This is a genomic window from Salmonella bongori NCTC 12419 (genome assembly GCF_000252995.1).
Taxonomy (GTDB): Bacteria; Pseudomonadota; Gammaproteobacteria; order Enterobacterales; family Enterobacteriaceae; genus Salmonella; species Salmonella bongori.
The window spans coordinates 76,749-97,481 of record NC_015761.1; the positions used below are offsets into that span (position 1 = coordinate 76,749).

General features: G+C 52.1%; 15 protein-coding genes and 3 pseudogenes. 8 read left to right on the forward strand and 10 right to left on the reverse strand.

Features of this window, described 5'->3' with window-relative positions:
- Nucleotides 1–671 precede the first annotated feature (671 nt).
- Nucleotides 672–2,561 (forward strand): sulfatase-like hydrolase/transferase, encoded by a 1,890-nt coding sequence (locus SBG_RS00355; protein ID WP_001274790.1) that lies wholly within the window; start codon nucleotides 672–674, stop codon nucleotides 2,559–2,561.
- A gap of 94 nt (nucleotides 2,562–2,655) precedes the next feature.
- Here SBG_RS00355 and SBG_RS22430 read toward each other — a convergent pair.
- Nucleotides 2,656–2,739 (reverse strand): annotated as a pseudogene (locus SBG_RS22430) (carnitinyl-CoA dehydratase); the annotation flags it as partial.
- Between the two features lies 1 nt (nucleotide 2,740).
- Here SBG_RS22430 and SBG_RS21190 point away from each other — a divergent pair.
- The 6 genes and pseudogenes from SBG_RS21190 to folA all read left to right on the forward strand — a co-directional run.
- Nucleotides 2,741–2,949 (forward strand): annotated as a pseudogene (locus SBG_RS21190) (MFS transporter); the annotation flags it as partial.
- A 2-nt stretch (nucleotides 2,950–2,951) separates the two neighbouring features.
- A pseudogene (locus tag SBG_RS23535) lies at nucleotides 2,952–3,029 on the forward strand (hypothetical protein); the annotation flags it as partial.
- 88 nt (nucleotides 3,030–3,117) lie between these two features.
- Nucleotides 3,118–3,348, forward strand: coding sequence for a YgdI/YgdR family lipoprotein (locus SBG_RS00365; protein ID WP_001172086.1), 231 nt, complete (start codon nucleotides 3,118–3,120; stop codon nucleotides 3,346–3,348).
- Between the two features lie 99 nt (nucleotides 3,349–3,447).
- A complete protein-coding gene (gene kefF / locus SBG_RS00370; RefSeq protein WP_000600702.1) occupies nucleotides 3,448–3,978 on the forward strand; it encodes a glutathione-regulated potassium-efflux system oxidoreductase KefF in 531 nt (176 codons plus the stop codon).
- Nucleotides 3,971–5,833, forward strand: coding sequence for a glutathione-regulated potassium-efflux system protein KefC (gene kefC / locus SBG_RS00375; RefSeq protein WP_000377179.1), 1,863 nt, complete (start codon nucleotides 3,971–3,973; stop codon nucleotides 5,831–5,833). Before kefF ends, kefC begins: the two co-directional genes overlap by 8 nt.
- Before the next feature lie 197 nt (nucleotides 5,834–6,030).
- Complete coding sequence (gene folA, locus SBG_RS00380; RefSeq protein WP_000624383.1) at nucleotides 6,031–6,510, forward strand: type 3 dihydrofolate reductase; 480 nt, start codon at nucleotides 6,031–6,033, stop codon at nucleotides 6,508–6,510.
- A gap of 147 nt (nucleotides 6,511–6,657) precedes the next feature.
- Here folA and apaH read toward each other — a convergent pair whose 3' ends face one another.
- Genes apaH through lptD form a run of 6 tightly spaced genes read right to left on the reverse strand, consistent with a single transcriptional unit; the run spans nucleotide 6,658 to nucleotide 13,404 of the window.
- A complete protein-coding gene (gene apaH / locus SBG_RS00385) occupies nucleotides 6,658–7,506 on the reverse strand; it encodes a bis(5'-nucleosyl)-tetraphosphatase (symmetrical) ApaH (protein WP_000257214.1) in 849 nt (282 codons plus the stop codon).
- A gap of 10 nt (nucleotides 7,507–7,516) precedes the next feature.
- Nucleotides 7,517–7,894, reverse strand: a complete 378-nt coding sequence (apaG, locus tag SBG_RS00390; protein ID WP_000610894.1) for a Co2+/Mg2+ efflux protein ApaG — start codon at nucleotides 7,892–7,894, stop codon at nucleotides 7,517–7,519.
- Between the two features lie 2 nt (nucleotides 7,895–7,896).
- A complete protein-coding gene (rsmA, locus tag SBG_RS00395) occupies nucleotides 7,897–8,718 on the reverse strand; it encodes a 16S rRNA (adenine(1518)-N(6)/adenine(1519)-N(6))-dimethyltransferase RsmA (protein WP_001065403.1) in 822 nt (273 codons plus the stop codon).
- On the reverse strand, nucleotides 8,715–9,704 hold the full coding sequence (gene pdxA / locus SBG_RS00400) for a 4-hydroxythreonine-4-phosphate dehydrogenase PdxA (protein ID WP_001277514.1): 990 nt from the start codon (nucleotides 9,702–9,704) through the stop codon (nucleotides 8,715–8,717). The genes rsmA and pdxA overlap by 4 nt, the downstream gene beginning before the upstream one ends.
- A complete protein-coding gene (gene surA, locus SBG_RS00405; protein WP_000800485.1) occupies nucleotides 9,704–10,990 on the reverse strand; it encodes a peptidylprolyl isomerase SurA in 1,287 nt (428 codons plus the stop codon). The genes pdxA and surA overlap by 1 nt, the downstream gene beginning before the upstream one ends.
- Before the next feature lie 53 nt (nucleotides 10,991–11,043).
- Entirely contained in the window at nucleotides 11,044–13,404 is a 2,361-nt protein-coding gene (gene lptD, locus SBG_RS00410; RefSeq protein WP_000746132.1) for an LPS assembly protein LptD, read from the reverse strand.
- A gap of 253 nt (nucleotides 13,405–13,657) precedes the next feature.
- Between lptD and djlA the strand changes: the two genes are divergently transcribed.
- Nucleotides 13,658–14,470 carry a co-chaperone DjlA gene (gene djlA / locus SBG_RS00415; RefSeq protein ID WP_001200590.1) on the forward strand — a complete coding sequence of 271 codons (813 nt, stop codon included), beginning with the start codon at nucleotides 13,658–13,660 and terminating at the stop codon, nucleotides 14,468–14,470.
- Nucleotides 14,471–14,557: 87 nt separating this feature from the next.
- Here the strand turns inward: djlA and rluA are convergent, their stop codons facing one another.
- The 3 genes from rluA to polB all read right to left on the reverse strand — a co-directional run bounded on the left by rluA (nucleotide 14,558) and on the right by polB (nucleotide 20,681).
- Nucleotides 14,558–15,217 carry a bifunctional tRNA pseudouridine(32) synthase/23S rRNA pseudouridine(746) synthase RluA gene (gene rluA / locus SBG_RS00420; protein ID WP_000525203.1) on the reverse strand — a complete coding sequence of 220 codons (660 nt, stop codon included), beginning with the start codon at nucleotides 15,215–15,217 and terminating at the stop codon, nucleotides 14,558–14,560.
- 11 nt (nucleotides 15,218–15,228) lie between these two features.
- Complete coding sequence (gene rapA / locus SBG_RS00425; protein WP_001116959.1) at nucleotides 15,229–18,135, reverse strand: RNA polymerase-associated protein RapA; 2,907 nt, start codon at nucleotides 18,133–18,135, stop codon at nucleotides 15,229–15,231.
- Nucleotides 18,136–18,329: 194 nt separating this feature from the next.
- Nucleotides 18,330–20,681, reverse strand: coding sequence for a DNA polymerase II (gene polB / locus SBG_RS00430; RefSeq protein ID WP_000035730.1), 2,352 nt, complete (start codon nucleotides 20,679–20,681; stop codon nucleotides 18,330–18,332).
- Between the last annotated feature and the right edge of the window lie 52 nt (nucleotides 20,682–20,733).

The window sequence follows — 20,733 nt, forward strand, 5'->3', positions numbered from 1 at the left end:
TTCGAAATAGACTTATTTGAAACAACTCTCTTATACCTTGTTATAGTCATTCTTGTGTGTTTTTGTCAATGTAAAATAATTACCTGAAGGCTTCCGCCAAACATAACTTACTGTAATTCCATGTTTTTTAAGTGGGTAATATCTGTAAGCGCTGAAGGTGTATTACTTTACGTCGATAAAATGACAATTTTTATCGATAAGAAATACAACTGAGTTGCATTATGTTTTAATTTACCAGCGTGATATTACCGGTTGTAATTTTACTGCTGCACTTCCTGTCCCTAACGTTATGTTTTCAGGGCTACAGTCTTATTAAAGATGGACTTATCAACAGCGTAATAAAAATGAAATATTCTCTGTCTGCCAGGGAAGCACCTGGAGAGGGGGCCTGATAACAAAGGATTAGAGGGCGGAAAGTGCTGTCATGGATGTTTAATAATGTATTTTTTTATTAAGTAATGTCTTGAGTTGTATCTCTAAAATAAAATCAATACACTTTTTTTTCTAAAAAAAACAGACAATCGTTGTCTTTTGTTAATGTATTTCCGGGCTGAAATAAAAGTTAATTTATAACACATATTCTTACCCGGAATGCATTGATACGCGTCCTCGCTTCCTCGTACAGTAATAATTGAATATGTGATAAGTTTACTAACTACAGGTATAATAATATGAGTGCTAAAAATAAACTGTCTACAGAAGAGACGGATCTTACGCGTAGAAAGTTGTTGACCAGCGCCGGTATTCTTGCCGCTGGTGGTATGCTATCCGGCGCAGTAAAGGCCGATGAAAAATGTGCTATTCAGGAGAAACCCGCGTGGGATAAACCGTTTACTGGAGAAATTCCTGAAAAATTACCGGAAGGATACAATATTCTGTTGGTTGTAACCGATCAGGAGCGTTTTTTTCCGACGTTTCCCTTCCCGGTCCCCGGAAGAGAGCGGCTAATGAAAACAGGAGTGACCTTCTGTAACCACCAGAACACCAGTAATGTCTGTACGCCTTCCCGTTCCGTATTGTATACCGGCTTACATATGCCCCAGACAAAGATGTTTGATAACCTCGGATTACCCTGGATGCCCTATGACCTTGACCCTGCGCTTGGAACCACAGGTCATATGATGCAAGAACTGGGTTACTATACGGCTTATAAAGGTAAATGGCATCTTACCGAAAAAATGGAGAAGCCGTTGCCTGATGAAAAAGATGAAGATATCGATGTCGGGAACATTCCTGAACCAGAATTACACAAAATTATGGAAAAATATGGTTTTTCGGATTATCACGGTATCGGCGATATTATAGGTCACAGCAAAGGCGGTTATTTTTATGATTCAACCACCACTGCCCAGACCATAAATTGGCTAAGATGCAAGGGGCAGCCTTTGAATGACAAAAATAAGCCGTGGTTTCTGGCTGTTAACCTCGTGAATCCTCATGACGTGATGTTTATTGATACGGACAAAGAGGGGGAAAAGGTACAGTGGCGTGGCGAGTTAGATCAGGATGATAATACCCTGGCGCCCACGCAGCCGCCTGAAAACGAGCTGTATCAGGCAAGCTGGCTGAATTATCCGTTGCCAGCTAACAGACATCAATCATTCAATGAACAGGGAAGACCGCCTGCGCATCTTGAGTACCAGATGGCACGCGCTGCGATGGAAGGTCAGTTTCCTGATGAGGATCGTCGTTGGCGTAAACTGCTCGATTACTATTTCAATTGTATTCGTGATTGTGATACTCACCTTGACCGGATATTAAACGAACTTGATGCCCTCAAGCTGACCGATAAAACGATTGTTGTATTTACCGCCGATCATGGCGAACTGGGCGGAAACCATCAGATGCATGGTAAAGGCGCCTCCGTTTATAAAGAGCAAATTCATGTGCCGATGATTATTTCGCATCCGGCGTATCCAGGTAATAAAAAATGTCAGGCGCTGACTTGCCATCTTGATGTCGCGCCGACCCTGGTTGGGCTGACCGGTTTGCCAGAAGAAAAACAACGGAAAGCGTTAGGCAACCGGAAAGGCGTTAATTTTAGTGGATTGCTAAAAAACCCGGAGGGGGTTACTGTCAATGCGGTGAGAAATGCCAGCTTATATTGTTATGGCATGATTCTGTATACTGATGCCCAATATCTCCACCGTGTTATGGCGCTACAAAGAGATAAGCAAAAAACGGTAGCACAAATCAAGCAGGAAATATCCCACTTGCATCCTGATTTCAGCCATCGCTCAGGAACGCGCATGGTGAATGATGGGCGTTATAAATTCGCGCGCTATTTCTCGCTCCGTGAACATAACACACCTGAAAACTGGGATGATCTTATTAAATATAACGATCTTGAGCTTTATGATCTTAAAAATGATCCAGATGAGAACCACAACCTTGCTGCCGATAAAGAGAAATATCGTGATCTGATTCTTATGATGAATGCAAAACTGAATAAAATTATCAAAGACGAAATCGGCGTGGATGACGGCAGCTTTATGCCTGGGGCCGCCAGCGAACCGTGGGATCTTACTATTGAGCAGTTTAACCGCATGGCGAAGGATTAAGCGCTTGTCCCATTAAACTTATTTATACGTCGGTGCAGAGTCGTCCGGCAAAATGGCCTTAAACCTGGTTGTTATCAGTTTAGGGCCATTATCATCAACGGTCTTTCCATACCGGCTTGCGTTTTTCCGCAAACGTCTGCGGTCCTTCGAGGGTATCCTCTGAGTGCAGAATGACGGGGATTCCTTGCTTAATGATTTTCATTGGACGCTTTGTTTTGCCGGAGTCGCCACGCGGGTTATTGCGAAAAGGACGGGTAAAAGAGCGCGAGCAAATGATGTCAAACGGTTCGGCATTGACGATGAGCCGCCACAGGAGACCCACTTCCTGCCGCTATTTCCGGCTATCTGGATCTGTCAGGTGAGCCTGATGTTTGTTATCTCTACCTTTGCCCGGAAACGCGCGGCCTGGCGCTAACACAGACCGGAAACATGACTTTGCGCGGAACGCCACCGGATAACCCTCGTTAAGAGTGTTCTGCATTTCTTCCCGCTTTTCGCTAATAACGCTACAGTTAACAGTCACATGCTAAAACAATTGAAAAGCAGGGAGAACACCATGCAAAAACGTCTTATGACCGCACTGTTTGCCGCAGCAACTTTATTCACCGTCGCTGGATGCTCTTCAAACCAGGCGGTTAAAACGACGGATGGCAAAACTATCGTGACCGACGGGAAACCGCAGGTCGATGATGATACCGGTATGGTCTCCTACAAAAATGCCGCCACCGGAAAAACCGAACAGATTAACCGCGATCAGCTGAAAAATATGAGTGAGCTGGATAATTAATTCAGTTTTTTCCTGTTATTCACTCAAGAATCTTCACTATTAGCCTGGCGAATTTGTCACTACACTTTGTGATAAAAAGCAGATAATCACAGGCTAATTATGATCCTCATTATTTATGCGCATCCTTATCCGCATCATTCTCATGCGAATAAACGGATGCTTGAACAGGCAGGGACGCTGGAAAACGTAGAAATACGTTCGCTGTATCACCTCTACCCCGATTTCAATATCGACATTGCCGCTGAGCAGGAAGCGCTGTCGCGAGCGAGTCTTATCGTCTGGCAGCACCCAATGCAGTGGTACAGTGTTCCTCCTTTACTCAAACTGTGGATGGATAAAGTTCTCGCCCACGGCTGGGCCTATGGTCATGGCGGTACGGCGTTGCACGGTAAACATCTGCTCTGGGCGGTAACGACCGGCGGCGGTGAAAATCACTTTACTATCGGTTCACATCCGGGATTCGACGTCCTTTCACAGCCACTACAGGCGACAGCGCTCTATTGTGGTTTAACGTGGCTGACGCCATTTGCCATGCACTGCACGTTCATTTGCGATGATGAAACATTACAGGCGCAGGCGTTCCTGTATAAACAGCGTTTACTGGCGTGGCAGGAGGCAAATCATGGATAGTCATACTTTGGTGCAGGCGTTGATCTACCTTGGCTCGGCGGCGTTGATTGTGCCGATTGCAATGCGTCTGGGCTTAGGATCGGTGCTGGGATATCTGATCGCTGGCTGCATTATCGGTCCCTGGGGGCTTAGACTGGTGACGGACGCTGTATCTATTCTGCATTTTGCGGAAATCGGCGTCGTGCTGATGTTGTTTGTTATTGGGCTTGAGCTGGACCCGCAACGGTTATGGAAGCTGCGCGCCTCGGTATTTGGCGGCGGCGCGTTGCAGATGGTGGTATGCGGTGGACTGATTGGTCTGTTTTGTATATTGCTTGGTCTGCGTTGGCAGGTGGCGGAATTGATTGGTATGACGCTGGCTCTGTCGTCCACGGCAATTGCCATGCAGGCGATGAACGAACGTAATCTGACCGTTTCGCAAGTGGGGCGTAGCGCATTTGCAGTGCTCTTGTTCCAGGATATCGCGGCGATCCCACTGGTGGCGATGATTCCGCTGCTGGCTGCCAGCGGCGCATCCACCACGCTTGGCGCGTTTGCGTTGTCGGCATTAAAGGTCGCTGGCGCGTTGGCGCTGGTAGTGGTGTTGGGACGTTACGTTACGCGGCCAGCGCTGCGTTTTGTCGCGCGTTCCGGTTTGCGGGAGGTGTTCAGCGCAGTGGCGCTGTTTTTGGTATTTGGCTTCGGCCTGTTGCTGGAAGAGGTTGGGCTGTCAATGGCGATGGGCGCGTTTCTGGCGGGTGTTCTGCTGGCAAGCTCGGAATACCGCCATGCGCTGGAAAGCGATATCGAACCTTTTAAAGGCTTACTGCTGGGGCTGTTTTTTATTGGTGTTGGCATGTCGATTGATTTCGGCACGCTGGTGGAGAATCCGCAGCGTATTCTTCTGCTGTTGGCCGGTTTTCTGGCAATCAAAATCGTCATGCTGTGGCTGGTGGCGAGGCCCCTGGGTGTTCCGGCAAAACAGCGGCGCTGGTTTGCCGTACTGTTAGGCCAGGGCAGCGAATTTGCGTTTGTGGTTTTTGGCGCGGCTCAAATGGCGGACGTGCTCGAACCGCAGTGGGCAAAAGCGCTGACGCTGGCGGTTGCGCTGTCGATGGCCGCGACGCCGATTTTTCTGATGCTGCTGACGCGTATGGAAAAAGCCGCGACGGGCGAAGCGCGCGAGGCGGATGAAATTGATGAAGAGCAGCCGCGGGTGATTGTGGCCGGGTTTGGACGATTCGGTCAAATCGCCGGGCGTTTGCTGCTGTCGAGCGGTGTGAAGATGGTGGTGCTCGATCACGATCCCGATCATATCGAAACGCTGCGTAAATTCGGTATGAAAGTGTTTTACGGGGACGCAACGCGGATGGATTTGCTGGAATCAGCCGGGGCGGCGAAGGCTGAGGTATTGATTAACGCTATTGACGATCCACAGACCAATCTGCAACTGAGCCAACGGGTGAAGACCCATTTTCCCCATTTGCAGATTATCGCCCGCGCCCGTGATGTCGATCATTACATTCGACTGCGTCAGGCCGGTGTGACGATGCCCGAACGTGAAACCTTCGAAGGCGCGCTCAAAAGCGGGCGGCAGGCGCTGGAAGCGCTGGGGTTGGGGCGTTATGAAGCCCGCGAGCGGGCTGACCTGTTCCGCCATTTTAATACGCAGATGGTAGAAGAGATGGCGAAAGGGGAAAACGATCCATTATCCCGCGCCGCCGCCTATAAACGTACCAGCGCAATGTTGAGTGAAATTATTACCGAGGATCGGGAGCATTTATCGTTGATTCAGCGCCACGGCTGGCAGGGAACGGTTGAGGGCAAACATAGCGGGGATATTGCCGATGAACCGGAGGTGAAACCGTCAATATAAAGTAAAAAGTGTGATGTTCTGCAAACTTTACTGCTAATTGGCTGTTTTTGAACTACTGTAATGCTGGCGCTCCACATCAAATGAGTGGCATCGCCAGCAGAACGAAAAATTTTCGTGCTCATCCTCTTTTCGTCAGTCGACGAAAGATTGCGCTTTACGTATAGTGGCGACAATTTTTTTGTATCAGGAAATAATCAATGATTAGTCTGATTGCGGCGTTAGCGGTGGATCGCGTCATCGGTATGGAAAACGCCATGCCGTGGAACCTGCCTGCCGATCTCGCCTGGTTTAAACGTAACACGTTAAATAAACCTGTCGTCATGGGACGTCACACCTGGGAGTCCATTGGGCGTCCGTTACCAGGGCGTAAAAATATTGTCATCAGTAGCCAACCGGGCACCGACGATCGCGTGCAGTGGGTGAGGTCTGTTGATGAGGCGATAGCCGCATGTGGCAATGCGCCAGAAATTATGGTCATTGGCGGTGGGCGTGTGTATGAGCAGTTTTTGCCCAAAGCGCAGAAGCTTTATCTGACGCATATTGACGCGGAAGTTGAAGGCGATACCCATTTTCCGGATTATGAACCGGATGACTGGGAGTCGGTATTCAGCGAATTTCATGATGCCGATGCGCAGAACTCTCATAGCTATTGTTTCGAGATTCTGGAGCGTCGCTAAAACTTTTGTTGGCCTGATAAGCAAAGCGCTATCAGGCGATAATGGTGATGTAAATGCCGGATGGCGACATCAATGCCTGATCTGGCTTACAAAACCGTAGGCCTGATAAGCGCAGCGCCATCAGGCGACACAAAACTCAACTATCCGTCAGGCTTTAACCGCTTCGCCTTCGTCCCTGTCCATCTGACGGTTCGAAGGCTGGACAAAGTATCGTTTATCTTCCCAACGTAAGCAGGTCAATTCTCCGCCCCAGCAGCAGCCAGTATCCAGCGCGTAAATACCCGCCGGCGTCCCTTTCCCTTCCAGCGACGCCCAGTGTCCAAACGCAATGCTGTAAGCCTCGCTCACGGGGCCTGGAATAGCAAACCATGGCTTCAGCGGCGCAGGGGCATTTTCCGGTGACGCTTTACTGTACATATCCAACTGACCGTTAGGAAAGCAATAGCGCATACGGGTAAAAGCATTGGTAATAAAGCGTAACCGAGCCAGGCCACTTAACTCCGGCGACCAGTTATTCGGCATATCGCCGTACATCGCGTCGAGGAAAAACGGGTAAGAGTCGCTCGATAACACGGCTTCAACATCGCGGGCGCACTCTTTTGCCGTCTGCAAATCCCACTGCGGCGTGATGCCCGCATGTGCCATGATCAACTTTTTCTCCTCGTCTACCTGCAACAACGGCTGACGACGTAGCCAGTTAAGCAACTCATCGGCATCCGGCGCTTCAAGAAGCGGGGTCAGCCGGTCTTTTGGTTTGTTGCGGCTAATCCCCGCGAAGACGGCCAACAGGTGCAAATCGTGATTTCCCAACACCAGACGTACGCTATCGCCAAGTGATTTGACGTAGCGCAACACGTCCAGCGAACCGGGCCCGCGGGCGACCAAATCGCCGGTTAGCCACAACGTGTCTGTTTGCGGCGTAAACTTCACTTGCTGTAATAAGGCGATCAGTTCGTCGTAGCAACCATGAACGTCGCCGATGAGGTATGTTGCCATTGCTATAGTTTTAGTGAATAAGTGTAGGGACGGCGAGTCGAAACACGGGGATGTCGATGGTAAAGGCGTCGCCATTTTCATCGATCATTTCGTAATGACCCTGCATGGTGCCCAGCGGCGTTTCAATCACAGCGCCGCTGGTATACTGATACTCTTCGCCTGGCGCAATGCGCGGCTGGACGCCAACCACCCCTTCGCCCTGGACTTCTGTCTCACGGCCATGACCATTGGTAATCAGCCAGTAACGGCCTAATAGCTGAACTGGCGCCCGGCCCAGATTGCGGATGGTCACGGTATAGGCAAAAACGTAACGTTCATCGTCAGGTGAGGATTGCGCCTCAATATAGACGCTTTGTACCTGAATACACACTCTGGGCGAATTGATCATGCTTAACTCTCCTTCAAAGGCGCGTTTTCCGACAGATAGTTGGCCATCTGGCAGTACTGGGCGACAGAGATATTTTCCGCGCGCATTGCCGGGTCAATCCCCATTTCCGTCAGCGTTTCAACGCTAAACAGGTTACCGAGACTGTTACGGATCGTTTTACGACGCTGGTTAAAAGCCTCAGTAGTAATACGGCTCAACACGCGAATATCTTTAACCGGATAAGGCATTATCGTGTGTGGAACCAGACGTACCACGGCAGAGTCCACTTTAGGTGGCGGTGTGAAGGCGGTTGGCGGCACTTCAAGCACCGGAATCACCTGACAGTAATATTGCGCCATCACGCTCAAGCGACCATACGCTTTGCTGTTCGGTCCTGCAACCAGACGATTTACCACTTCTTTTTGCAACATAAAGTGCATATCGGCAATGGCATCAGTATAGCTAAAGAGATGGAACATCAGCGGGGTGGAGATGTTATAGGGCAAATTGCCGAAAACACGCAGCGGCTGGCCCAACTGCTCAGACAGTTCGCCAAAGTTCATGGTCATGGCGTCTTGCTGATAAATGGTTAGCTTCGGCCCTAAGAACGGATGGGTTTGCAGACGCGCCGCCAAATCGCGGTCAAGTTCGATGACCGTGAGGTTATCCAGCCGCTCGCCGACTGGCTCCGTGAGTGCAGCCAGACCGGGACCGATTTCAACCATCGCCTGGCCTTTTTGCGGATTAATAGCAGAAACGATACTGTCGATCACAAACCGATCGTTGAGAAAGTTTTGCCCGAAGCGTTTACGGGCTAAATGGCCCTGATGGACTCGATTATTCATTGGGTATTAACAATCATTTTGATGGCGAGATTAAGCGCCGTAATAAAACTGCCGACATCCGCTTTTCCCTGACCCGCCAGTTCAAGCGCGGTGCCATGGTCAACGGATGTTCGAATAAAAGGTAGACCGAGTGTAATATTCACACCCCGACCGAATCCCTGGTATTTTAGCACGGGCAGGCCCTGATCGTGGTACATTGCCAGCACTGCATCAGCCTGGTCGAGATATTTAGGCTGAAACAGAGTGTCCGCGGGCAGCGGACCGGTGAGGTTCATTCCCTGCGCGCGCAGTTCGTCGAGCACCGGAATGATAGTGTCTATCTCTTCCGTCCCCATATGGCCGCCTTCACCTGCATGCGGGTTAAGACCGCACACCAGAATATGCGGATTGCTCAGCCCGAATTTTGTTTGCAGATCGTGATGTAAAATACCAATCACGTCGTGGAGCAACGCTGGCGTAATCGCATCTGCAATCGCTCTGAGCGGCAGATGCGTAGTTGCCAGCGCAACACGCAGCGCTTCGGTCGCCAGCATCATCACCACTTTTTTCGCTTGTGAGCGTTCTTCAAAAAATTCGGTGTGTCCGGTAAAGGAGATGCCAGCATCGTTGATCACCCCCTTATGCACCGGCCCGGTGATCAATGCGGCAAATTCATTACGCAGGCAACCGTCACAGGCTCGCGCCAGCGTTTCCACCACATAGTGGCCATTTTCTACCGTTAACTGTCCGGGAACCGCAGGCGCACGCAGCGATACCGACAATAAGGTCAGCGTTCCTGCGGGCTGTGGTACGGCAGGGATGTCAGGTGAGTATGGGAGAAGCGAAAGCGGCAGGCCGAGCAGGGCGGCCCGCTCCGTCAGGAGCGCGCCGTCCGCACAGACGACCAGTTCTACCGGCCACGCGCGTTGCGCCAGTTGGACAACGAGATCGGGGCCAATCCCGGCGGGTTCGCCGGGAGTAATAACAACGCGTTGCGCACAGCTCATTAGTTACTCAGAATCTTAACGTAAGCGCTGGCACGCTGTTCTTGCATCCAGGTCGCTGCCTCTTCGGAGAATTTACGATTCATTAGCATACGATAAGCACGATCTTTCTGCGCCGCGTCGGTTTTATCTACCTTACGCGTATCCAGCAATTCAATCAGATGCCAGCCGAAAGAGGAGTGTACCGGCGCGCTCATTTGGCCTTTCTGCAGCTTCATCAGCGCATCGCGGAACGCCGGATCGAAAATATCTGGCGTAGCCCAACCCAGATCGCCCCCCTGGTTAGCAGAGCCTGGATCCTGAGAATACTCTTTTGCCGCGGCGGCAAACGTGGTTTTACCGCTTTTGATGTCGGCCGCAATTTCTTCCAGCTTCAGACGTGCCTGCTGATCGGTCATGATCGGCGATGGCTTGAGCAGAATATGGCGAGCGTGAACTTCGGTCACGGAGATATTCTGGCTCTGACCGCGCAGGTCATTCACTTTTAGTATGTGGAAGCCGACACCGGAACGAATCGGGCCGACAATATCGCCTTTCTTCGCGGTGCTCAGCGCCTGGGCAAAAATACCTGGCAGCTCCTGAATGCGGCCCCAGCCCATCTGGCCGCCTTTTAAGGCCTGCTGATCGGCAGAATAGGTGATGGCCAGTTTACCGAAATCTGCGCCATTACGCGCTTCTTCAACAATGGTTTCAGCCTGACGTTGCGCATCGTTAACCTGCTCAGACGTTGGGTTTTCCGGGAGTGCAATCAGGATATGGCTCAGGTTCAACTCGGTACTGGCGTCGTTTTGGGTGCCAATCTGTTTTGCCAGTGCGTCAACTTCTTGCGGTAACACCGTGATACGGCGGCGGACCTCATTGTTGCGCACCTCAGAGATAATCATCTCTTTACGAATCTGGTTACGGTAGGTTGAATAGTTCAGCCCATCGTAAGCCAGACGGCTGCGCATCTGATCCATGGTCATATTGTTTTGCTTGGCAATGTTAGCAATAGCCTGATCCAACTGCTCATCAGTGATTTTCACCCCCATCTTCTGGCCCATCTGCAGGATAATTTGATCCATGATCAAACGCTCCAGAATCTGGTGACGCAGCGTGGCGTCGTCCGGAAGCTGCTGACCTGCCTGACCCGCGTTGAGTTTGACTGATTGCATTAAGCCATCAACGTCGCTTTCCAGCACGACGCCATTATTGACGACGGCTGCGACTTTATCGACTACCTGGGGGGCAGCGAAACTGGTATTCGCGATCATGGCGATACCGAGAAGCAGCGTTTTCCAGTTCTTCATACTTTTTCCATTTCAATTAACCGCAATGCGGATTACGTGGTAAATCAATCAGATTACATAGAGCTTTGATACGGCAGAATGTTGGAACGCAACATTTCTTGCGTGCCGAGGCCGTAGTTGGAGCTCAAACCGCGCAGCTCAATGTTGAAGCCGATCGCGTTATCATAAATCGCGTGTTGTTTATCGTTATCCCAACCGTTCAGCTTACGCTCGTATCCGACGCGAATCGCATAGCAGCAAGAGTTGTACTGCAGGCCGAGCATCTGATCTGCAGGTTTGCTCGAATTGGTATCAAAGTAGTACGCGCCGACAATCGACCAGCGGTCGGCAATGGGCCAACTCGCCACGGCGCCCACCTGGTTGATGCCGTTTTTATACTGCTCTGCCGTGGAATAATACGAAGGCAACGTGGCCTGAATATATTCCGGACTGGCATAGCGGTAGTTCAGCTGTACCAGACGATCCTGATCCCGACGGTATTCGAGACTGCTGCTGCTGGTGGCGACGCTATCCAGACGGGTATCATACTGAACTCCGCTACGCAGACCCCAGCGTTCTGAAATACGCCAGTAAGTATCGCCTGCCCAAACCAGCGAACCGGTTTTGTCGTCATTCTCCCATTTTATGTTGTCATCGCCAGTGCGAGACTCTGTGAAATAGTAGATTTGACCAACAGAAACGTTAAAACGTTCAACGGCGGCGTCATCATAAATACGTGTTGTGACCCCGGTCGTGACCTGGTTGGCGGAAGCAATACGGTCGAGACCGCCGTAGGTTCGGTCGCGGAACAGGCCGTTATAGTCGGATTGCAGTAAAGAAGAGTCGTAGTTATAGATGCCGCTCTGGTCGCGGTACGGTACATACAGATACTGCATGCGCGGTTCCAGCGTCTGGGTATACCCCGGCGCCAGCATCGCCATATCGCGTTCGAAAATGAGCTTACCGTCGACTTTAAACTGCGGCATCACGCGGTTAACCGAATCTTCCAGTTTATTTTTATTGTTTGGATCGCTGTTATAGCTGTCCAGATTCGTTTGCTGATAGTGCGTCGCCATCAGCTTCGCTTCGGTGTTCAGACTGCCCCAGCGGTTGGAGAGCGGCAAATTGATGGTTGGCTCAAGGTGAACGCGTGTCGCTTCCGGCATATTGTCTGTGGTGTTGACGAAATGTACCGCCTGACCGTAAATCCGGGTATCAAACGGACCGAGATCGTTATGGTAGTAGTTAACGTCTAACTGCGGCTCCGCAGAGTAGCTGCTGGTGTTTTGATCGTTAAAGACCTGGAATTGTTTGGTCGATACCGTGGCGTCAAAGTCTTGTACGGCGTAGCCGACGCTAAATTTCTGCGTCGCGTAACCGTCGGTACTGGAACCGTACTTACTGTCGAAATCATTAAAGTAGCTGGAGTCGCTGACTTTGGTGTAATCGACGTTAAAACGCCACACCTGATCCATCACGCCCGAGTGCTGCCAGTAGAATAACCAGCGGTGCTTATCGCCCTCTTTGGGATGATCGTCCTCGTAGACTTTATCAGAAGGCAGATAATCTAATTCCATCAACCCGGCGCCCGCCTGAGTGAGATAACGGAATTCGTTCTCCCACATAATGTTACCGCGGCGGTGCATATAGTGCGGCGTGATGGTGGCGTCCATATTGGGCGCGATATTCCAGTAATACGGTAAGTAGAACTCGAAATAGTTCTTGGTGGTGTATTTCGCGTTCGGGATCAGGAAGCCTGAACGACGCTTGTCACCGACCGGCAGTTGTAAATAGGGGCTATAAAAGATCGGAACCGGACCGACTTTAAAACGGGCGTTCCAGATTTCCGCAACCTGCTCTTCACGGTCATGGATGACTTCGCTCCCTACCACGCTCCAGGTATCGGAACCCGGCAAACAGGAGGTGAAGCTGCCGTTTTCCAGAATGGTATAGCGGTTTTCGCCACGCTGCTTCATGAGGTCGGCTTTGCCGCGCCCCTGGCGTCCAACCATTTGGTAGTCGCCTTCCCAGACGTTAGTGTCTTTGGTGTTCAGGTTCGCCCAGCCCTTCGGCCCTTTGAGGATGACCTGATTATCATCATAATGCACATTGCCCAGCGCATCGACGGTACGTACAGGTTCCGGCTGACCTTCCGCCTGTTTCTGATGAAGCTGTACCTCATCCGCTTGCAGGCGGCTATTCCCCTGCATAATGTCCACGTTGCCTGTAAAAACGGCATCGTCCGGATAATTACCTTTAGCGTGATCGGCATTGATAGTGACCGGCAGATCGTTTGTATCGCCTTTTACCAGAGGACGATCGTAGCTCGGCACGCCCAGCATACACTGTGAGGCAAGATCGGCTGCCAGGCCCTGGTGACTATAGAGGGCGGTGGCGATCATGGTGGCCAGAAGAGTGGGAATACGTTTTTTCATACGTTGTATTTATTGTTCCATCATCGGTAGCGTTGCGCGTGACAAACGGTCACAGCCTAACTTACTCAACTTCGCTGCGCCAGTGTTAATCCTGCCGTTTAGCGTCTGTGATGTTAGGCACGGCATTGAATGACAGGTATGATAATGCAAATTATAGGCGATGTCCCACAATTGACCGTAGCCTTCATTAGCGGAAAAGCACCTTATTTTGTGGGAGATAGCCTCACCGATAGCGTAACGTTTTGGGGAGTCTATGCAGTACTGGGGAAAGATCATTGGCGTCGCCGTTGCCCTGATGATGGGCGGCGGTTTTTGGGGGGTAGTTCTGGGGTTGCTGGTGGGCCATATGTTCGACAAAGCCCGCCGCCGAAAAATGGCGTGGTTTGCCAACCAGCGCGAACGACAGGCATTGTTTTTTGCCACCACCTTTGAGGTGATGGGCCATTTAACCAAATCAAAAGGGCGGGTAACGGAAGCGGATATTCATATCGCCAGTCAGTTGATGGATCGCATGAATTTGCATGGGCAATCCCGTACCGCCGCGCAAAATGCTTTCCGGGTGGGGAAAGCCGATAATTACCCATTACGTGAAAAGATGCGCCAGTTTCGCAGCGTTTGCTTTGGGCGTTTTGATCTGATCCGGATGTTTCTGGAAATTCAGATCCAGGCGGCGTTTGCTGATGGTTCGCTGCACCCTAATGAGCGGGAGGTGCTGTATGTTATTGCAGAAGAGTTAGGCATTTCCCGCACGCAGTTCGATCAGTTTCTGCGCATGATGCAGGGCGGGGCGCAGTTCGGTGGCGGTTATCAGCAGCAGTCAGGCGGCGGCTGGCAGCAGGCGCAACGCGGCCCAACGCTGGAAGATGCCTGTAATGTGTTGGGGGTCAAAACCACCGACGATGCCACCACCATTAAACGCGCTTATCGCAAGCTGATGAGCGAGCATCACCCCGATAAGCTGGTAGCAAAAGGTCTGCCACCGGAAATGATGGAGATGGCGAAGCAAAAAGCGCAGGAAATTCAGAAGGCGTATGAGCTGATTAAAGAGCAGAAAGGTTTTAAATGAGGCTATTGCCGGATGGCGACGCGAGTGGCTTATCCGGCCTACGAGGACATGTAGGCCGGATAAGCGAAGCGCCATAAGGTATTTTCGTTAAAAATCTGCTGGCGCTCTAAATGTCATGCTATTACCGTAAGCGGGATGGCTGATGGTTAGCATTTCAGCATGGAGCAATAAACGCGGCGCCCGCGCCAGTGCCTCTGGCGAGGCGTAAAACCTGTCGCCTAAAATAGGATGGCCCAACGCCAGCATATGCACACGAAGCTGATGCGAACGCCCGGTGATCGGTTTGAGCGTCACGCGGGCGGTATTGTCCGCCGCAAAATCCACTACGTCATATTCCGTCTGTGCCGGTTTGCCGGTTTCATAACACACTTTCTGCTTTGGCCGGTTCGGCCAGTCGCAAATGAGCGGTAAATCGACCAGCCCCTGTGCGGGAGATGGATGCCCCCATACGCGCGCCACATACTGCTTTTGGGGTTCACGCTCGCGGAACTGACGCTTAAGCTCCCGTTCCGCGGCTTTGGTCAGCGCCACGACAATTACCCCGCTGGTCGCCATATCCAGGCGATGCACCGACTCCGCCTGTGGATAGTCGCGCTGGATACGCGTCATAATGCTATCTTTGTGCGCTTCCTGACGTCCCGGCACAGACAACAGGCCGCTGGGCTTGTTGACCACCATAATGTGCTCATCCTGGTAGAGGATGACCAGCCAGGGCTCCTGCGGCGGATTGTAGTTTTCCATCCCCATGTACGGCTCCGTTATTGGTGCGTGACGACGATAAGACGCAAAGCGTCCAGACGCCAGCCCGCCTGATCCAGGCTTTCCAGTACCTGCTGACGGTTACTGTCGATAGCGGCAAGTTCATCATCACGAATGTTTGGGTTGACGGCGCGCAGCGCTTCCAGACGTGACAATTCCCCGGACAGTTTTTCATCAGCCTCGCGACGAGCGTTATCAATCAGTGCCCTGGCGGACTGTTCAATCTGGGTCTCGCCCAGTTGCAAAATGGCGTGGACGTCCTGTTGAACGGCGTTGACCAGTTTGCTGCCGGTGTGGCGATTAACGGCGCTTAACTGACGGTTAAAGGTTTCAAACTCAACCTGAGTGGCCAGATTGTTGCCGTTTTTATCTAACAGCATACGAACCGGCGTCGGTGGCAGGAAGCGGTTCAGTTGCAGTTGTTTCGGTGCCTGCGCTTCAACGACATAAATCAGTTCGACCAGTAGCGTACCTACCGGCAGCGCTTTATTTTTTAACAGCGAAATGGTGCTGCTGCCGGTGTCGCCGGACAGGATCAGATCCAGTCCGTTACGGATCAACGGATGTTCCCAGGTAATGAACTGCACATCTTCGCGAGACAGCGCGATGTCACGTTCAAACGTAATCGTGCAGCCATCTTCCGGCAGGCCCGGGAAATCCGGCACCAGCATGTGATCGGACGGCGTCAGTACAATCAGATTGTCGCCGCGATCGTCCTGGTTAATGCCGACAATATCGAACAGGTTCATGGCGAACGCGATCAGACTGGTATCATCATCCTGTTCTTCAATACTTTGCGTCAGCTGTTGCGCTTTTTCGCCGCCGTTTGAGTGGATCTCCAGCAGGCGGTCGCGGCCCTGTTCTAACTGGGCTTTTAGCGCTTCATGCTGTTCGCGGCAGGAGTTAATCAGATCGTCAAACCCTTCGGTTTCTTCAGGCGCGGCCAGATAATTAATCAGGCTGTGGTAGACCGAATCATAAATGGCGCGGCCGGTTGGGCAGGTGTGTTCAAAGGCGTCCAGTCCTTCATGATACCAGCGAACCAGCACCGACTGGGCGGTTTTTTCCAGGTACGGGACATGGATCTGGATATCATGCGCCTGACCGATACGATCCAGACGACCAATACGCTGTTCCAGTAGATCCGGGTTAAACGGCAGATCAAACATCACCAGATTGCTGGCGAACTGGAAGTTGCGTCCTTCGGAGCCGATTTCGGAACATAACAGCACCTGAGCGCCAGTATCTTCTTCGGCGAACCAGGCGGCGGCGCGGTCGCGTTCGATAATCGACATGCCTTCATGGAACACGGCGGCGCGGATCCCTTCACGCTCGCGCAGCACCTGTTCCAGCTGTAAGGCGGTGGTCGCCTTGGCGCAGATCACCAGTACCTTCTGCGAACGGTGGCTGGTCAGGTAACCCATCAGCCACTCAACACGTGGATCGAAGTTCCACCATGTACCGGTATCGCCTTCAAATTCCTGATAAATCTGTTCCGGATAGAGCATATCGCGGGCGCGATCTTCCGCGCTTTTACGTGCGCCCATAATACCGGAGACCTTAATGGCGGTCTGATACTGGGTCGGTAGCGGCAGCTTCACCGTATGCAGTTCGCGTTTCGGGAAACCCTTCACGCCGTTACGGGTGTTGCGAAACAGCACGCGGCTGGTGCCGTGGCGATCCATCAACATGGACACCAGCTCCTGTCGAGCGGCCTGCGCGTCATCGCGATCGCTATTGGCGGCCTGTAGTAATGGCTCGATATCTTGTTCGCCGATCAGATCGCCCAGCTTGTTCAGTTCGTCGTTGCTGAGTTTATTACCTGCCAGCAGCATTGCCACTGCATCAGCAACAGGGCGGTAGTTTTTTTGTTCTTCCACGAACTGCGCGAAATCATGGAAACGGTTCGGATCGAGCAGACGCAGGCGAGCAAAGTGACTTTCCATCCCCAGTTGTTCCGGCGTGGCGGTCAGCAGTAGTACACCCGGCACACGCTCGGCTAATTGTTCGATGGCCATATATTCCCGGCTTGGCGCATCGACGCTCCATACCAGATGGTGCGCTTCGTCGACCACCAGTAAATCCCACTCGGCGTCACACAAATGTTCCAGACGCTGCTTATTACGGCGAGCAAAGTCCAGCGAGCAGATCACCAGTTGCTCGGTTTCAAACGGGTTATAGGCATCGTGCTGCGCTTCGGCGTAGCGTTCGTCGTCGAACAGCGCAAAGCGTAGGTTGAAACGGCGCAGCATTTCTACCAGCCACTGGTGTTGTAGCGTTTCCGGAACAATGATCAATACGCGTTCTGCGGCGCCGGATAACAACTGTTGATGCAGGATCATCCCGGCTTCAATTGTTTTACCGAGGCCCACTTCGTCCGCCAGCAGCACGCGCGGCGCGTGACGACGGCCAACCTCATGAGCGATGTTAAGCTGATGCGGAATCAGGCTGGTACGCTGTCCGCGCAGGCCGCTGTACGGCATACGGTACTGCTCGCTCTGAAATTTACGGGCGCGATAGCGCAGTGCGAACCGGTCCATACGATCGATTTGACCAGCGAAAAGACGATCCTGGGGCTTACTGAAAACCAATTTACTGTCGAGCAGAACTTCACGCAGCATCACATTGGGCTCTTCGGTATCCAGTCGGGTGCCGACATAGGTAAGCAGACCATTTTCTTCTTTTACTTCATCGACATGTAACAGCCAACCTTCATGGCTTGTAATCGTGTCGCCAGGATTGAACATGACGCGGGTCACGGGAGAATCACTGCGCGCATACAGACGGTTTTCCCCTGTGGACGGAAAAAGTAGAGTGACGGTTCGTGCATCTATCGCAACAACGGTTCCAAGTCCCAGTTCGCTTTCTGTATCGCTGATCCAGCGTTGACCAAGTGTAAAAGGCATATTTTGTTAGGCTCTATATCTTTGATTGCAGGCATTACTCGTCATATCCCAGGCGACAGCGGCGGCATCGCCCGTCAGCGCTGAATGAATGAGAGTATACGACCCCGCTACCAGGCTAATGTGGTAGTGGCGTTAATCAGGTCCAGGAATGGAAAGGGCGCTATGGTACTGGAAGGCGACGCTTTCGTCACGCGTCAAAATAGCCCCAGTTGCCCGGTCAGTAGTGTAGCAAAATTATCCTCAATGAAGGGAAGAATTCCTTCCGCCACCGGTTGTAGCTGGCGGGTAAGATAATGATCGTAATCCAGCGGCGACTGCTGGTAATCCAGCGGTTCGGGGCCGTTAACGGTCCAGACATATTTTATGGTACCACGATTCTGATACTGCGCCGGACGGCCCCGTTTCAGGTTTTCTTCATCCGCCAGCCGGGCGGCGCGTACATGCGGCGGGACATTGCGCTGATACTCATTCAAAGGGCGACGCAGACGCTTACGATAAACCAACTGTGCATCCAGTTCGCCCGCCATCAGTTTATCGACCGTCCCACGGACATAGTCCTGATAAGGCTCATTACGAAAAACGCGTAGATACAACTCCTGCTGGAAGCGCTGTGCCAGCGGTGTCCAGTCGGTGCGTACCGTTTCCAGGCCTTTAAATACCATACGCTGGCTATCGCCTTCCTGAATCAGGCCCGCGTAGCGTTTTTTACTGCCGGTGTCCGCGCCGCGGATGGTCGGCATCAGAAAACGGCAAAAGTGAGTTTCAAACTCCAGTTCCAGAGCGCTGGTTAACTTTTGCTGTTGCAAGGTCTGCGACCACCACTGGTTTACGTGATTGACCAGAGAATGGCCTATTTTCGCCGCTTCTTCCTCGCTGCGCGCGCCTTTTAGCCAGACGAAAGTTGAATCGGTATCGCCATAAATCACATCATAACCCCGCGCCTCTATCAGCGCTTTGGTCTGACGCATGATCGCATGGCCGCGCATGGTGATAGACGACGCCAGACGAGGGTCGAAAAAGCGGCAGGCCGTCGTACCGAGCACGCCATAAAAAGCGTTCATAATGATTTTAAGCGCCTGCGAGAGCGGTTTATTACCCTGGCGTTTAGCTTCATCGCGTCCGTGCCAGATTTGAGTCACAATTTCCGGCAGACAGTGCTTTTCGCGTGAAAACCAGGCGTCAAGAAAGCCTTCGGTACTGTGTTGCGGATCCGGCTGCGCCATACCTTCGACCAGACCGACCGGATCAATCAAAAAGGTGCGGATAATTGATGGGTACAGGCTTTTATAATCCAGCACCAGTACCGAATCATATAACCCGGGACGTGAATCCATTACGTAGCCGCCGGGGCTTGCCAGCGGCGGCACTTCACCGAGATTGGGCGCGACATAGCCAGCACGGTGCATTCGCGGAAAATAGAGGTGCCCGAATGCGGCGACTGAGCCGCCGTGACGATCGACCGGCAGGCCGTTGATCGTTGCACGCTCCAGCAAAAACGGCATGATCTCGGTTTTATGGAAAATTCGTGTGACCAGCTCGCAGTCTTTCAGGTTGTAGGTAGCAAGGGCGGGTTTATCGTGGGCGAAGCGGCGATCGATCTCATCCATACGATCCCAGGGGTTATCAATGGATTTTCCTTCGCCGAGCAGCTCTTGCGAGACGGCTTCCAGTGAAAAAGACGAAAAATTCCAGAACGCGGATTTAAGCGCGTCGATACCGTCAATAATAACTCGCCCTCGGGCCTGGGCGAAAAAAACGCCGTTTTTAAAGCCGTGTTCGCGCCACTCCAGTTCGCTATTGTCTCGTCCCAAACGTAAAGGGATACGGTAGCGTTCTGCATGTTTTTGTAACATACGCAGGTCGAACTGCACCACATTCCAGCCGATAATGACGTCAGGGTCATGTCTGGCAAACCAGGCGTTCAGTTTTTCCAGTAGCTGTGGGCGGCTGGTGACATACTCAAGCTTAAAATCCAGTTGACGGCCATCGCCATTCGCCGGACCAAGCATATAAACGACACGTTGACCGCAGCCTTCCAGACCAATGCAATACAGTTCGCCGTGTCGTGTGGTTTCGATATCCAGTGATACCCATTTTAGCGGTGGTCGGTAATCCGGATGGGGCTTAAGGCGCGCATTATGGATGATGCCGTCGCGTAACTCGCCCTCTACCCAGACGGGCGAAGTGATAAAGCGCTCCATCAGGTAACGTTCCGGTGGCCGTACATCCGCTTCATAAACGGTGACACCATTTTCGCGCAGCAGCTTTTCTAACCGCATAAGCTGGCGATGGGTGCGGCAGTACAGGCCCGATACCGGCTGGCGATGAAAGTCTCGCAGCTGGAGCGGCGTCAGGCGATAGTCTTTTTCCATTTGTAGCAGCGAGGCGGCGTGGGAGGTCTGGTTGGTTGGAATAAATGCCACGGACTCCTGCGGCGACAGCGTCGCCTGCACTGGCCCCCTGTCCGTCGCCAGCCAGAAAGAGACTTCAGTCCCTTGCGGCGTATCCCGCCAGTGCCGGGTTAAAATAAAGCCTGCCTGCGCCACGCTGCTTACCCATCAAAAAAAACCAGAGATAATTATAACCTGGTTTATGGAG